The organism is Nonomuraea wenchangensis, from assembly GCF_900111685.1.
Taxonomy (GTDB): domain Bacteria; phylum Actinomycetota; class Actinomycetes; order Streptosporangiales; family Streptosporangiaceae; genus Nonomuraea; species Nonomuraea wenchangensis.
Genome location: NZ_FOHX01000014.1, coordinates 123,268 through 136,523, shown reverse-complemented (window position 1 = coordinate 136,523; position 13,256 = coordinate 123,268). Strand labels below are relative to the sequence as shown.

Here is a 13,256-nt window from a genome sequence, read left to right as displayed (position 1 = left end):
TCAATTCGGCCTATACCTGCAAGTACACGGTTGCAGCCGGTGAAATTCGCGCCCTCAGGCGGGGCCTGCCGTCGACCGGTGAGAGGCCGGTGAAAGGCCAGTGGAAGACTGAGGCACATGCACATCGTGTCACTCGCCGGCGGCATCGGCGGCGCCCGTTTCCTGCGCGGTCTGCGCGCGACCGAGCCGGACGCCACGATCACCGTGATCGGCAACACCGGTGACGACATCACGCTGTTCGGGCTGCGGGTCTGCCCCGACCTCGACACCGTGATGTACACCCTGGGCGGCGGCATCGACGAGGAGCAGGGCTGGGGCCGGGCCAAGGAGTCCCACGTGGTCAAGGAGGAGCTGGCCGCGTACGGCGTGGAGCCGCAGTGGTTCGGCCTCGGCGACCGCGACTTCGCCACCCACATCGTCCGCTCGCAGATGCTGGAGGCCGGCTACCCGCTCTCGCAGATCACCGAGGCGCTGTGCGCGCGCTGGCAGCCGGGCGTGCGCCTGCTGCCGATGAGCGACGACCGCTGCGAGACCCACGTGGTGATCGAGGACGAGCGCGGCAAGCGCGCCGTGCACTTCCAGGAGTGGTGGGTACGGCTGCGCGCCTCGGTGCCGGCGCAGTCGTTCGCGCTGGTGGGGGTCGATCGGGCGAAACCGGCGCCGGGCGTGCTGGACGCGATCCGGCAGGCCGACGTGGTGATCCTGCCGCCGTCCAACCCGGTCGTGAGCATCGGCACCATCCTCCAGGTCCCGGGGATCCGCGAGGCGCTGCTGCCCAAGACCGTCGTCGGGGTGTCGCCGATCATCGGCGGAGCGCCGGTGCGCGGCATGGCCGACGCCTGTCTGTCCGCCATCGGCGTGGAGACGACCGCGCAGGCCGTGCTGGAGCTCTACGGCTCCGACCTGATCGACGGCTGGCTCGTGGCCGAGGAGGACGCCGGGGTGGCGCTCGACGGCGTACGGGTCGTGGCCCGTCCCATCCTCATGCACGATGCCGAGGCCGCGGCCGGCATCGCCCGCACCGCCCTCGACCTGGCCCTGGAGCTGTCCCGATGACCATGACCCCCCAGCAGCCCCCCACCGTCGAGGTGATCGCCGTCCAAGGCATCGGCGAGGTGCGCGAGGGCGACGACCTCGCGGCCCTCCTCTCGGGTGCCCCCCTGGAGGACGGCGACATCGTCGTGGTCACCTCCAAGATCGTGAGCAAGGCCGAGGGCCGCGTCCGCCGCGCCCCCGACCGCTCCCAGGCCATCGCCGACGAGACCGAGCGCGTGGTCGCCCGGCGCGGCGACACCGTGATCTCCCAGACCCGGCACGGCTTCGTGATGGCCGCCGCCGGGGTCGACGCCTCCAACACCGAGCCGGGCACCGTCCTGCTCCTGCCCGTGGACCCGGACGCCTCGGCCCGGCGCGTCAGGGCGGGCCTCGCGGAGCGTACCGGGGTGCGGGCCGGGGTGATCGTCTCCGACACGTCCGGGCGGCCGTGGCGCAACGGGCTGACCGACGTGGCGATCGGCGCGGCCGGCGTGCGCCCGCTCGACGACTTCCGCGGCCGTTCCGACGCCTACGGCAACGAGCTGAGCGCGACCGTGACGGCGCTGGCCGACGAGATCGCCGGCGCGGCCGAGCTGGTCAAGGGCAAGCTCGACGGGGTGCCGGTGGCGATCGTCCGCGGGCTCGCCCACCTGGTGACCGACGACGACGGGCCCGGGGTCGTGCCGCTGGTACGCCCGGCCGACGAGGACCTGTTCCGCTTCGGCTCGCGGGACGTCGTCTTCGCCCGCCGTACGATCAGGGAGTTCTCCGCCGAGCCCGTCGATCCGCAGGCCGTGCGGCGGGCGGTGGCCGCGGGCATCGCGGCGCCCGCGCCGCACCACACCACGCCGTGGCGGTTCGTGCTGGTCGAGTCGCCCGAGACGCGTACGAAGCTGCTCGACGCGATGCGCGAGGCGTGGATCGCCGACCTCCGGGGCGACGGTTTCAGCGAGGAGTCGATCGCCAAGCGGGTGCGCAGGGGCGACGTGCTGCGCAACGCGCCCTATCTGGTGGTGCCGTGCCTGGTGATGGAGGGCTCGCACACCTACCGCGACGAGCGGCGCAACGCGGCCGAGCGGGAGATGTTCGTGGTGGCGACCGGCGCGGGGGTGGAGAACTTCCTCGTCCAGCTCGCCGTCGAGGGGCTGGGCTCGGCGTGGGTGTCGTCCACGATGTTCTGCCGGCCGGTGGTGCGCGAGGTGCTCGACCTGCCCGCCGCGTGGGACCCGATGGGCTGCGTGGCCGTGGGGCACGCCGCCGCGCCACCGCGTGACCGGGCGCCGCGCGATCCGGCCGACTTCATCGTGACGCGCTGACCTGGCCGTACTGACCGGGGTCCGCACGGCCGGTCAGCAGGACCATTTACCGTTAGGAAACTTTCCTTTACATTTGGAGCATCCCCCCATGTAAAGGAGCCGCTTCCATGCGAAGGATGCTCACGTTGATCGCCGTGGCGGCGATGGCCATCGCCGCCACGGTCTTCAACACCGGCCCCGCCCTGGCCCACGGCTACGTCAACTCGCCGCCCAGCCGGCAGGCGAACTGCGCCGCCGGCAAGGTGCCCGACTGCGGCAACATCGTCTACGAGCCGCAGAGCGTCGAAGGGCCGAAGGGCCTGCGCACCTGCAACGCCAACCTGGGGCAGTTCGCCCAGCTCAACGACGACAGCAAGCCCTGGCCGGTGGCGTCGGTCGGCACCACGGTGACCTTCACCTGGACGTTCACCGCCCGGCACGCGACCGCCAACTACCAGTACTACATCGGCAACACCAAGGTCGCCGAGTTCAGCGGCAACAACCAGCAGCCGCCCGCGACGGTCTCGCACACCGTGAACCTGTCCGGCTTCACCGGCCGCCAGAAGGTCCTCGCGATCTGGAACATCTCCGACACCGCCAACGCCTTCTACTCCTGCATCGACCTGCAGGTCGGCGGGGGCGGCGGCAACCCGACCCCGACCCCAACCCCCACCGTGACCAGGACGCCCACCCCGACGCCGACGCCGACCACCACCGCCCCGTCGGGCACGTGGCGCGCGGGCGTCGCGTACGCGGTCGGCAACACGGTGACCTACAACGGCGTCACCTACCGGTGCATCCAGGCGCACACCTCGCTCGCCGGCTGGGAGCCGCCGAACGTGCCGGCGCTCTGGCAGCGCGTGTGACCCGCTGACCGGGAAGGGGACGCTCCGCCAGGGGCGTCCCCTTCGTCATGCGGGCCGTCATGCGGGGGGCTTGCAGGTGGGGTGGCACAGGCGGCGGGCCAGCGCCGCGAGGAAGACGTCGATGATCTCGTCCGGCCGCTGCGCCTCGTGCAGGGAGCCGTTCGTGGCGGCGGTGATCTGGCCGAGCGCCGCGCGGTCCACGCCGGAGCCGAAGGCGATGACGATGATCTGCACCGGCCGGTCCGGCCGCCACTCGCGGCGCAGCGTGTCCATTAGCCGCTCGCGGCTGATGCCCTTGCCGTCGTCCTTGCCCGCCGTGATCACCAGCAGCGTGTTGTTCATCTCCTCGCGGTACTCGCCGCTCACCCGGCGAAAGCCGCTGAGCACGGCGTCGTAGAGCGAGCTCGGCCGCGTGGGATGGGCGGTGATGGTGGCGGTGGCCTCCTCCAGGCGGCTGCGCCGGACGACCTGCCCGCGTTCGGGCTCGTTGATCGGCCCGAGCCCGACCAGCTCCCGGTAGCCCCTCACCTGCCCCAGCCCGCCGGCGAACTCCCACAGCCCCATGTGCGTGGACACCGGGAAGAGCTGGAGCCCGATCCTGGCGGCCTCCAGCGCCACCTGCACGCGGGTGCTGCCCTTCAGCGGCTCGGCCATGTGCTTGCTGGTGTCGGCCAGCACCAGGATGTTGGTGGGCGGGGCGAGCCGGCTCCAGGCGCGCAGCGCCTCGTCGATGTCCTGCGGCGTGACGGACGTGCGCACCTTGGGGGCGGCGGTGGGCAGCAACGGCCCCGGCGAGATCGGCCCCTCCTTGCCGTCGCCCGACCGGAACCCGGCCCGCCGCACGATCTGCTGCGCCTCCGGCCCGGTCAGCCAGTCGGCGAACGCGGTGGACGCCTCCGCCGCGACCGGGTCGGTGGCGGTGACGACGTAGGGGTAGTCGAGGTCGATGGTCCCCTCGCGCGGGTGCAGCGCCACGACCGGGTCGGCGGAGGGCCGCTGGTTGTGGTGCCACACCGACTGCTCAGGCACGATGACCACCGGCCGCTGCCAGAACGTACGGTCGTCCACGGCCGCCAGCATGCTGCGGTAGTCGGGCGCCGACCCCGCCTGCGCCCAGCGGACGAACGCGGTCAGCGCCTTGTCGGCCTCGGGCCCGGTGCCGACCACGTCGCGGGCGGCGGCCACGGTCGCGATGCCCGCCCCGGCCAGCGAGGGGTCGGGCACGCGTACGACGTCGGGCTCGTCGTCCGTGGGCGTCAGCCGCCCGCGCGCGGTGGACGGGAAGACCATCCGCCAGTTCATCTCGGTGTTGCCCACGGAGAAGCGCCGCGCCAGCGACTGCCGCGTGGCGAACACCAGCGGCGAGGTCGCGACGACGCTCTCCCCGGCCGGCAGCGAGCTGGCCCCCTGCTGGCGGGCCAGCCGGATCCAGGCCGAGGAGTCGGCGATCCACCCGTCGGGCCGCTCGCGCAGCACGCCCGCGCGGTCGCCGATGAGCGTGCGCAGGACGGTGGCCGGTGGCTGCTCGGTCACCTGGACGAGCACGCACCGGCCGCCAACGGACGCCTTGGTGTCGTTGAACCGCCCGGCCGCCTCCATGACGGAGGGCGCGACGTCCACCGCCGCCGCGACGCTGACCAGGACGGGCTCCCGCGTGGAGCACAGCGCGCCGGCGCCGCCGAACACCACGGTCAGCGAGGCGGCGACGATGGCCACGGCCGCGAGCCCGGCCAGCACACCACGCCGTAACGCCTTCTTGCGCCGCTGCTCGGTGGAGAGCGCGGCGCGATGCCGACCCAACCGCACGTGCCGATTCTGTCAGGGTCTCGCAGTCAGGGCGCAACCCGTTGTTAGAACAAGTTACAACTAAGCGAGCGGCAGCACCCGCCGCACGCTCTGGCACACGCCGTCGCTCGCCGCCGAGGCGGCCAGCCGCTCGGCCGACGGGACGCCGTACTCGGTGGTGCGCTGGCGCGCCGGCCGCCCGGTGACCTCGACCATGGCGTGCAGCTCGCTGATGGTCTTGTACGAGCCGTTCTCCGAGCCCGCCATGCGGCTGATGGTCTCCTCCATGAGCGTGCCGCCGAGGTCGTTGACGCCGCCCTGGAGCACCTGCCGGCACAGGTCGTCCTGGAGCTTCACCCACGAGCACTGGATGTTGCCGATCGCGCCGTGCAGCAGGATCCTGGCCAGGGCGTGCACGGCCCGGTTCTCGCGCGCCGTGGGTCCTGGGCGGGCGATGCCGGCCAGGTAGATCGGCGCGCTCGTGTGCACGAACGGCAGCAGCACGAACTCCGAGAACCCGCCGGTCTCCTCCTGCAGCCGCCGGATCAGCTTGATGTGCCTGACCCAGTGCAGGTGGTTGTCCACGTGGCCGTACATCATGGTGGACGTGGTCGGGATGCCCACCTTGTGTGCCGTGGTGATGACGTCGATCCACTCGCTCGCCGGCAGCTTGCCCTTGGTGAGCACCCAGCGCACGTCGTCGTCCAGGATCTCGGCCGCCGTGCCCGGCAGCGAGTCCACCCCGGCCTCCTTGGCGGCCTCCAGCCACTCCCGTACGGAGAGGTTCGTCCTGGACGCCCCGTTGATGACCTCCATCGGAGAGAAGGCGTGCACGTGCATGTCCGGCGTACGCGCCTTCACCGCCCTCGCGATGTCGAAGTACGCGGTCCCCGGCAGGTCGGGATGGATGCCGCCCTGCATGCACACCTCGGTGGCGCCGGCCTCCCACGCCTCCTGCGCCCGGTCGGCCACCTGGTCCAGGCTCAGCGTGTACGCGTCCGCGTCCGTACGCCGCTGCGCGAACGCGCAGAACCGGCAGCCGGTGTAGCAGACGTTGGTGAAGTTGATGTTCCTGTTGACCACGTAGGTGACGTCGTCGCCGGCCGCCTGCCGCCGCAGGTCGTCGGCGATGGCGGCCAGCTCCTCCAGCGCCTCCCCGTCCGCGCCGAGCAGCGCCACGGCCTCGTCGTCGGTGAGCCCGGCCGGGTCCGCCGCCGCCCTGCGCAGCGCCTGCCGCACGTCGCCCGGCGTCGTGGGCGTCGCCGTGCCGAGGCGGTCCTTCAGCGCCTCCCAGTCGCCGTAGACGTGGTCGAAGTCGTCGCGCCGGTCGTGCGTACGCCCTTCGGTGTCCACCTCGACGTGCAGGTCCACCCGCCCGGCCGGGACGAAGCCGCCGTCCGGCTCCTGCCACGGGCGGCCCTCAAGAACGGCGTCCTCGCGGGCCAGGCCGGTCTCCGGGTCGGCGAGCGCGGCCACGTGGGCGGACAGGCGCGGGTCCAGCCAGGGCTCGGCGGCCAGCACGTACTCGGGGTAGATGGTCAGGCGCTCGCGCAGCGCGAACCCGGCGGCGGCGGTGCGGGCCGCCAGCTCCTCGATCTGCGGCCAGGGCCGCTCGGGGTTGACGTGGTCGGGGGTGAGCGGGGAGACGCCGCCCCAGTCGTCGATGCCGGCGCGGAGCATGAGCGCGTACTCGGCGTCCACCAGGTTCGGCGGGGCCTGGACGCGGGCCTTCGGGCCGAGCACCAGGCGCGTGACGGCGATGGTGGCGGCCAGCTCCTGGAGGTCGGCGTCCGGCATGCCGCGCATCGCGGTGTCCGGCTTGGCGCGGAAGTTCTGGACGATGACCTCCTGGACGCCGCCGTACTCGCGGGCCACCCGCCGGATCGCGAAGATCGACTCGGCCCGGTCCTGGACGGTCTCCCCGATCCCGATGAGGATGCCGGTGGTGAACGGCACGTTGCTCCGCCCGGCGTCCTCCAGCACCCGCAGCCGCACCGCCGGGTCCTTGTCCGGCGAGCCGAAGTGGGGCTGCCCCTTCTCCTCGAACAGCCGCCGCGACGTCGTCTCCAGCATCATTCCCATGGACGGCGCGACGGGCTTGAGCCGCTGCAGGTCCCGCCAGCTCATCACCCCTGGGTTGAGGTGCGGCAGCAGCCCGGTCTCCTCCAGCACCCTGATCGCCATGGCCCGCACGTACGACAGCGTGTCGTCGTAGCCGTGCGCGTCCAGCCACTCGCGGGCCTGGCGCCAGCGGTCCTCCGGCCGGTCCCCCAGCGTGAACAACGCCTCCTTGCATCCCATCGCCGCGCCCTGCCGGGCGATCTCCAGCACCTCGTCCGGGCTCAGGAAGGGCGAGTCGAGCTTGTGCGGCGCGGTGGCGAACGTGCAGTAGCCGCACCGGTCCCGGCACAACCTGGTCAGCGGGATGAACACCTTCCTGCTGTAGGTGACGACCCCTGGCCGTCCGGCGGACTCGAGGCCGGCGTCGCGGACACGGGAGGCGTGCTCAAGGAGGGCGTCGAGGTGCTCGTCCCGCGCGTGCAGCAGCACGGTCGCCTCGGTGACGTCGAGGGTCTTGCCGTCGCGGGCGCGGGCGAGAGCGCGGCGGAGCGCGGAATCGTTCACGGGACTCATACAGGCACAGTACGGCGCGCTGAGTTCACCACACGCACCCAGGGCCGGTCAAAATGCCCGAAAGTCGCGTACCGGCATGCGTGGCCCCCGGGCCGGCGGCCGCAGCCCCGACAGCCACACCAGCACCGTCGCCCGGTGCCGATGCCCCTCGTACGGCTCCAGCAGCCGCAGCATGCCCGGATCGTCGGTCTTCTCCCCCGTCAGCGCGTAGCCGACCAGCTTGGCCAGGTGGAAGTCGCCCACGCTCACCGCGTCGGGATCGCCGAACGCGCGCTGACGCACCTCGGCGGAGGTCCACACCCCGACGCCGGGCAGCGCGCGCAGCAGCCGGTCGAGCTCCTGCGTGGTGCCGGCCGCCTCCAGCTTGGCGGCGTGCCAGGCGGCGGTCGCGATCGTACGGGCCCGCACCGCCTCCGCGCCCGCCCGGTGCCAGTGCCAGGAGGGGATCTGCCGCCACACCGCCGGCTCGGGGATCACCCGCATGCCCTCGGGGGCCGGGCCGGGGGCGGGCTCGCCGTAGTGGTGGAGCAGCCAGCGCCAGGCCCGCCAGGCTTCCTGGCCCACCACCTTCTGCTCCAGCACGGCCGGCACCAGGGCCTCCATGACGCGGCCGGTACGGCCGATGCGCAGGCCGGGGTGGCGGCGTGCGGCGTCGGCCAGCACCTCGTGCCTGACGCTGAACCCGGACCGGTCGTCCTCGGCCCCGAGCAGCGCCGGCAGGGTCTCCAGCGCCCACTCCGCGCCGGGCCCCCACGCCTGCCCGAGCACCTCGCCGCCCGCGACGCTCACCCGGAGCGTGCAGGGACCGGAGGGCGCCCTTGAGGTGCGCCACACGGCCCCGTCGGCGGTGCGCCGCCAGGCGGGGTCGCCGCCGCCGCGCCGGTGCGGCTGCAACGCCAGCCCGACGTCGAGCGGCCCTTCCGGCGCCCACCTGCGCTCCCTCACCCCTCCAGTGTGCCGGGCCGGCCGGTGTGGAACGGCCCGCGGTAAGGGCCACGGCGCCGATGCCGTTGATCTAGTCTGGCCACCTGTCGTGCGGGGCGTTGCGGGGCGAGATGGGCGGGATGGCGATGAGATCGGCGCAGCCTGGCTACAGGGTCGGCGGACGTTACCGGCTGGTCACCCTGCTCGGGTCCGGCGGGTTCGGGCGGGTCTGGCGGGCGCACGACGAGGTCCTGGACGTCGAGGTGGCGATCAAGGAGCTGCAGCTGCTGCCCGGGATGTCTCAGGCGGAGCAGGACAAGCGGCTGGAACGCGCCGCCCGCGAGGCCCGCAACGCCGTCCGCTTACGCAGCCACGAGAACATCCTGGCCATCTACGACGTGGTCTCCGACGGTCTGCCCTGGATCGTGATGGAGCTGATCGACGGCTCCTCGCTGGCCGAGCACCTCGACGAGCACGGACCGCTGCCGGTGGAGCAGGCCACCCGCGTCGCCGGCGCACTGCTGGCGGCGCTCGGCGCGGCGCACCGGGCCGGCATCGTGCACCGCGACGTCAAACCCGCCAACGTCATGCTCTCCACGGACGGCAGGGTCCTGCTCACCGACTTCGGGATCGCGCTCCACACCACCGACACCACCCTGACGACCACCGGGATGCTCATCGGCTCGCCCGAGTACATGGCCCCCGAGCGGCTGCGCGGCACCGACGAGCTGCCTGCCGGCGACCTGTTCTCCCTCGGCGCGACCCTCTACCAGGCCGTCGAGGGCGTCTCCCCGTTCCGCCGCGACACCCAGCCGGCGGCGCTGACCGCGGTCCTGCTGGAAGAGCCGCCGCCGCCGCGACGGGCGGGCCCGCTCGCGCCGCTCATCACCCGGCTGCTCGACAAGGACCCGGGCAACCGGCCGACCGTCGAGCAGGGACTGGCCATGCTCGGCGAACGACAGCCGAGCGGGGACCGCACCAGGATCCTGCCGCCGGAGGAAGCCCCCGAGCGGGCGTGGCAGCCCAAGGGCGTCGCGGCGATGATGGCGATCATCCTGGCGCTCGGCGTTCTCGGCCTCATGAAGGAGCTCGACGTGCTCGGCTTCCGGCGGCTCCGCAGCCCTTGGGACTACATCGGCGACATCGTGTCTCACCACGCCTTCTGGGGCGTTGCCCTGGCGGCCCTCCTCATCATCGAGCACGGCCTGGTCGGCCTGCTGTGCGCCCGGATGGCCCGGCTCTTACGTCCCCTCGCCGGTGAGACCGTCGCCGTCATCGGAGGTGCCGCCGGGTTCGTCGCCGGTGCCGCAGCCGTGTTCTACGCCTTCGACGGCATGGCCGTTCTGCTGGCGACGCTGGGCATCAGGTCCGGCGACAGGATCTGGGTGATCCCGTTGATCGTGATCACCACCGTCATGGTCCTGCTGGGAGGCTGGGCCTGGGAGTCGAGGAAACCACGGCGTCTCCCGGCCCCGGCCTCTCAGACGTCGCTGGAGTAGCGGAGCGCCCGCTCGGGCAGCTCGATGCCGGGCCAGACGCGCACGCCGTCCTGGAGCTCGTTGCCCGGCCCGACCACGGCGCCGTCGCCGATCACCGCGCCGCGCACCACCGTGCCCGCGCAGACCCGCGCGCCCTTGCCCAGCACCGAGTCGGTGACCTCGGCGCCCGCCTCGATCACGCAGTCGTCGCTCAGCACCGAGCCGGTCACGATGGCCCCGGCCTCGACGACCGCCCGCGCGCCGACCGTGGTGCCGCCCTCGACCTTGGCCGTCGGCGCGACCACGGCGCCGGGCAGCGTGAGGAACTCGCCCGCCGGCCCCGGCACGGCCGGGGAGTCCAGCCGGCCCAGCACCAGGTCGCGTGAGCCCTGCACGAACGCGGCCGGCGTGCCGACGTCGAGCCAGTAGGTGCGGGTGGCGTAGCCGAGCACCAGCTCGCCCGCCTCGATCAGCCCGGGGAACGTCTGCCGCTCCACCGACACCACCTCGTCCTTGGGGATGGAGTCGATGACCGAGCGGGTGAAGACGTAGCAGCCGGCGTTGATGCGGTTGGTGACCGGCTCGGGAGTCTTCTCCAGGAAGGCCGTGACCCGCCCGTCGTCGTCCGTCGGGACGCAGCCGAAGCGGGAGGGATCGTCCACCTCCGTCAAATGGAGCGTTACAGCGGCCTGCCGCGCGCGGTGCAGGCGCACCTGTTCGCCGATGTCGTGCCCGGAGAGGATGTCGCCGTTGAGCACGAGCACCGGGTCGGACGGGCCCGCTGTGAGCGCCTCGGCCGCGTTGCGGATGGCTCCGCCGGTGCCGAGGGGGGTCTCCTCCGTCATGTAGCTGAGGGAGAGCCCGAACGCCGCGCCGTCGCCGAAGGCCGGCTCGAACATGGACGCCTTGTAGGAGGTCGCGAAGACGATCCGGCGCACGCCGAACGATCGCGCACGGGCCAACTGGTGGGCCAGGAACGGCACCCCGGCAGTCGGCAGCAGCGGCTTGGGCGTGCCCAGTGTCAGCGGACGCAGGCGCGTGCCCTGCCCCCCGACCAGGAGGATCGCCTCGAGGTCTGGCAAAGAGCTCTCCATCATTCCGTGAGGTTACCGAACTATTCGATTGCGCGTTGATAGGAGCTGAGGTGCGCCTCGGCCGAGGCGTCCCAGGTGAACTCGCGGGCGCGGGCGAGGCCCGCCTCCTGGAGCTGTCTTCTCCGCTCGGCCGAGGCGAGGAGCCGGCCGAGCGCGTCGGCGATGCTGTCGGAGTCGGGCTCGGTGTAGGCGACGGCGTCGCCGCCCACCTCCGGCAGCGAGGTGCGGTGCGTGGTGAGCACGGGCGCGCCGCAGGCCATGGCCTCCAGCACCGGCAGCCCGAACCCCTCGCCGCGCGAGGGGAAGGCCACCACGAGCGCGCCGCCGAGGAAGCCCGGCAGGTCGGGCCCGTGCAGGTAGCCGGGTCTGATGACGCGGACGGTGGCCTCGACCTCCCGGCAGGCGGCGTCCACGTCGTTCTCGTGCACGCCGCCGCCGATCACCAGGGCGGGCGGCTTGTCCAGCGTCTTGACGGCCGTGGCGAACCCGCGGATGAGGTTGGGCACGTTCTTGCGCGGGTCGAGGTTGCCGAGGAAGGCGACGTAGGGCTGCCCGTGCAGCCCGAGGCGCAGCGCGGCCCGGCGGATCTCGTCCTCGCTCGGCGGGTGGAACAGCGCGAGGTCGACGCCGTGGTAGGCGACGTCGATGCTGGTGGGGTCGGCGGACAGCACGCGGACGAGCTCGTCCCTGGTGGCCTTGGACGGCACGATCACCCGCTTGGCCCGCCGCACGGCGGTGCGGGTGGCCGAGCGGAAGAACGACGCCCGTGGGCCGTGCTGGTCGGCCTCGGCGAACCAGGTGGCGTCGTGCACCGTCACGACGGTCGGGATGCCGGAGCCGAGCGGGATCGAGTAGTAGGGGGCGTGGATCACGTCCGCGCCGGCCTGGCGGGCGAGCAGCGGCAGGCTGCTCTGCTCCCACGCGAGCCTGGCCGCCCGGTTGGTGATCGAGACGGGCCCTGGTATGACGTTCGCGCTGGGCGCCAGGCGCCGGTAGCGTTCGGCGTCGGCGCGCTGGCAGGCGACAGCGACGTCGGCGCCGGCCCGGTGGAGGGCCGCGACCAGCCCGTCCACGTAGCGGGTCAGTGCGCCGCGGTCGGCGGGAACCGCCGCCGCATCGACGAGCACACGAGGCATACGCAGATCTTCTCCCCTCAAGATCAACGTGGGACTGAACGTCCCCCTCTGTTGTTCAGCTTATGACCAACGTCCCCTAAATCGTGGTCCAAATCACACCGAGGAGCGCCTTGCCGCGATTCCCGCCAGGCCGGCGCAGATCAAGTCACCCACAATGATGACAATGCGGGACGAAAGGGCCACTGCGATGGCGGCGCCACCGGACACGTGCGGCGCCAGCACCGCCACCATGGCGACCTCCCGCACCCCCGCTCCCGCCGGGACGACGAAGGTCAGGATGCCGAGGCACCACGACAGCGCGAACGCCCCCACCGCGAACACCAGCCCGCCCTGCGGCACGACGAAGTAGAGGTGCACGCCGTAGGCGATCCACCCGGCCAGCGCCCAGCCGAGCGCGGCGAGCATGCCCCGGCGGGTGAGCGGCCGCTCCAGTGGCTCCCGCTTCAGCTTCCGCAGCCCGAACGCGATCACCGCGTTGATGACCTTGGGCTCCAGCAGCACCAGCAGCGCCGGCAGGGCCAGCAGCAGCCAGCCGTAGCGGTCCCAGCCCAGCGTGCCGAGCGTCACCAGCAGACCGGTGGCGAGCTGGACCGGCATCATCAGGAAGAACGCCGCCGCGCTGCGCGCCCTGGGCACGCCGAGGTCCCTGCCCATCTCCATCTGCGCCAGCACCGGCCAGAGCGCGCCCGGGATGTACTTGCCGAGCTGCCCCACGAAGAACACCTTGGCCGCGGGCCTGAGCGGCAGCGGCGAGCCCAGGTCGGCCAGCAGCGTACGCCAGGTGAGCATGGCCCCGAGCAGCGCGGCCACCACGGCCACCAGCGACCCGGCCAGCGCGGGCGCCGACAGCCGGGCGAACCCGGCCACCACGCCGTCCCACTCCCGCGCCACCGCCCAGCCGCCGAACCCGAGCGCGACCAGCAGGAACACGACCCGGACCAGCCCGCGCGCCCCCTGCGGCCGACGCCGCCGCAGGACTTCGCCGGTGGCCACCGCCGGGCTCTCCTCG

The 13,256-nt window shown here is 72.8% G+C and carries 10 protein-coding genes; 4 read left to right on the top strand and 6 right to left on the bottom strand.

The window, feature by feature from the left end:
- The first annotated feature begins 117 nt into the window (after positions 1-117).
- The 3 genes from cofD to BMW85_RS34045 all read left to right on the top strand — a co-directional run bounded on the left by cofD (position 118) and on the right by BMW85_RS34045 (position 3,196).
- A complete protein-coding gene (cofD, locus tag BMW85_RS34055) occupies positions 118-1,056 on the top strand; it encodes a 2-phospho-L-lactate transferase (RefSeq protein ID WP_091089843.1) in 939 nt (312 codons plus the stop codon).
- Positions 1,053-2,351, top strand: coding sequence for a coenzyme F420-0:L-glutamate ligase (locus tag BMW85_RS34050; protein ID WP_245775225.1), 1,299 nt, complete (start codon positions 1,053-1,055; stop codon positions 2,349-2,351). Before cofD ends, BMW85_RS34050 begins: the two co-directional genes overlap by 4 nt.
- 107 nt (positions 2,352-2,458) lie before the next feature.
- Positions 2,459-3,196 (top strand): lytic polysaccharide monooxygenase, encoded by a 738-nt coding sequence (locus BMW85_RS34045; protein WP_177241025.1) that lies wholly within the window; start codon positions 2,459-2,461, stop codon positions 3,194-3,196.
- A 57-nt stretch (positions 3,197-3,253) separates the two neighbouring features.
- Here BMW85_RS34045 and BMW85_RS34040 read toward each other — a convergent pair whose 3' ends face one another.
- From BMW85_RS34040 to BMW85_RS34030, 3 genes are read right to left on the bottom strand one after another with little or no spacing between them, the layout of a single operon-like run.
- Entirely contained in the window at positions 3,254-5,002 is a 1,749-nt protein-coding gene (locus BMW85_RS34040) for a substrate-binding and VWA domain-containing protein (RefSeq protein WP_245775224.1), read from the bottom strand.
- Between the two features lie 60 nt (positions 5,003-5,062).
- The gene (locus tag BMW85_RS34035; protein ID WP_091089836.1) at positions 5,063-7,615 is read right to left on the bottom strand and encodes a bifunctional FO biosynthesis protein CofGH; all 2,553 of its coding nucleotides are present in this window, start codon (positions 7,613-7,615) and stop codon (positions 5,063-5,065) included.
- Positions 7,616-7,663: 48 nt separating this feature from the next.
- Positions 7,664-8,560 (bottom strand): DNA-3-methyladenine glycosylase family protein, encoded by an 897-nt coding sequence (locus BMW85_RS34030; protein ID WP_091089833.1) that lies wholly within the window; start codon positions 8,558-8,560, stop codon positions 7,664-7,666.
- Between the two features lie 119 nt (positions 8,561-8,679).
- Between BMW85_RS34030 and BMW85_RS34025 the strand changes: the two genes are divergently transcribed.
- Positions 8,680-10,038 (top strand): serine/threonine-protein kinase, encoded by a 1,359-nt coding sequence (locus tag BMW85_RS34025; RefSeq protein WP_177241024.1) that lies wholly within the window; start codon positions 8,680-8,682, stop codon positions 10,036-10,038.
- Here BMW85_RS34025 and manB read toward each other — a convergent pair.
- The 3 genes from manB to BMW85_RS34010 all read right to left on the bottom strand — a co-directional run bounded on the left by manB (position 10,020) and on the right by BMW85_RS34010 (position 13,240).
- On the bottom strand, positions 10,020-11,099 hold the full coding sequence (manB, locus tag BMW85_RS34020) for a mannose-1-phosphate guanylyltransferase (RefSeq protein WP_245775223.1): 1,080 nt from the start codon (positions 11,097-11,099) through the stop codon (positions 10,020-10,022). The two genes, BMW85_RS34025 and manB, sit on opposite strands and share 19 nt — an antisense overlap.
- Before the next feature lie 32 nt (positions 11,100-11,131).
- Positions 11,132-12,247 carry a glycosyltransferase family 4 protein gene (locus BMW85_RS34015; RefSeq protein ID WP_091089826.1) on the bottom strand — a complete coding sequence of 372 codons (1,116 nt, stop codon included), beginning with the start codon at positions 12,245-12,247 and terminating at the stop codon, positions 11,132-11,134.
- Between the two features lie 93 nt (positions 12,248-12,340).
- Positions 12,341-13,240, bottom strand: coding sequence for a lysylphosphatidylglycerol synthase domain-containing protein (locus BMW85_RS34010; RefSeq protein WP_091089823.1), 900 nt, complete (start codon positions 13,238-13,240; stop codon positions 12,341-12,343).
- Positions 13,241-13,256: the final 16 nt, after the last annotated feature.

What these genes read in the sequence shown, in the direction of transcription:
- BMW85_RS34025 (WP_177241024.1), top strand. Translation starts at nt 8,680, where the DNA reads ATGGCGATGAGATCGGCGCAGCCTGGCTACAGGGTCGGCGGACGTTAC.
- BMW85_RS34050 (WP_245775225.1), top strand. Translation starts at nt 1,053, where the DNA reads ATGACCATGACCCCCCAGCAGCCCCCCACCGTCGAGGTGATCGCCGTC.
- BMW85_RS34015 (WP_091089826.1), bottom strand. Translation starts at nt 12,247, where the DNA reads ATGCCTCGTGTGCTCGTCGATGCGGCGGCGGTTCCCGCCGACCGCGGC.
- BMW85_RS34045 (WP_177241025.1), top strand. Translation starts at nt 2,459, where the DNA reads ATGCGAAGGATGCTCACGTTGATCGCCGTGGCGGCGATGGCCATCGCC.
- BMW85_RS34035 (WP_091089836.1), bottom strand. Translation starts at nt 7,615, where the DNA reads ATGAGTCCCGTGAACGATTCCGCGCTCCGCCGCGCTCTCGCCCGCGCC.
- cofD (WP_091089843.1), top strand. Translation starts at nt 118, where the DNA reads ATGCACATCGTGTCACTCGCCGGCGGCATCGGCGGCGCCCGTTTCCTG.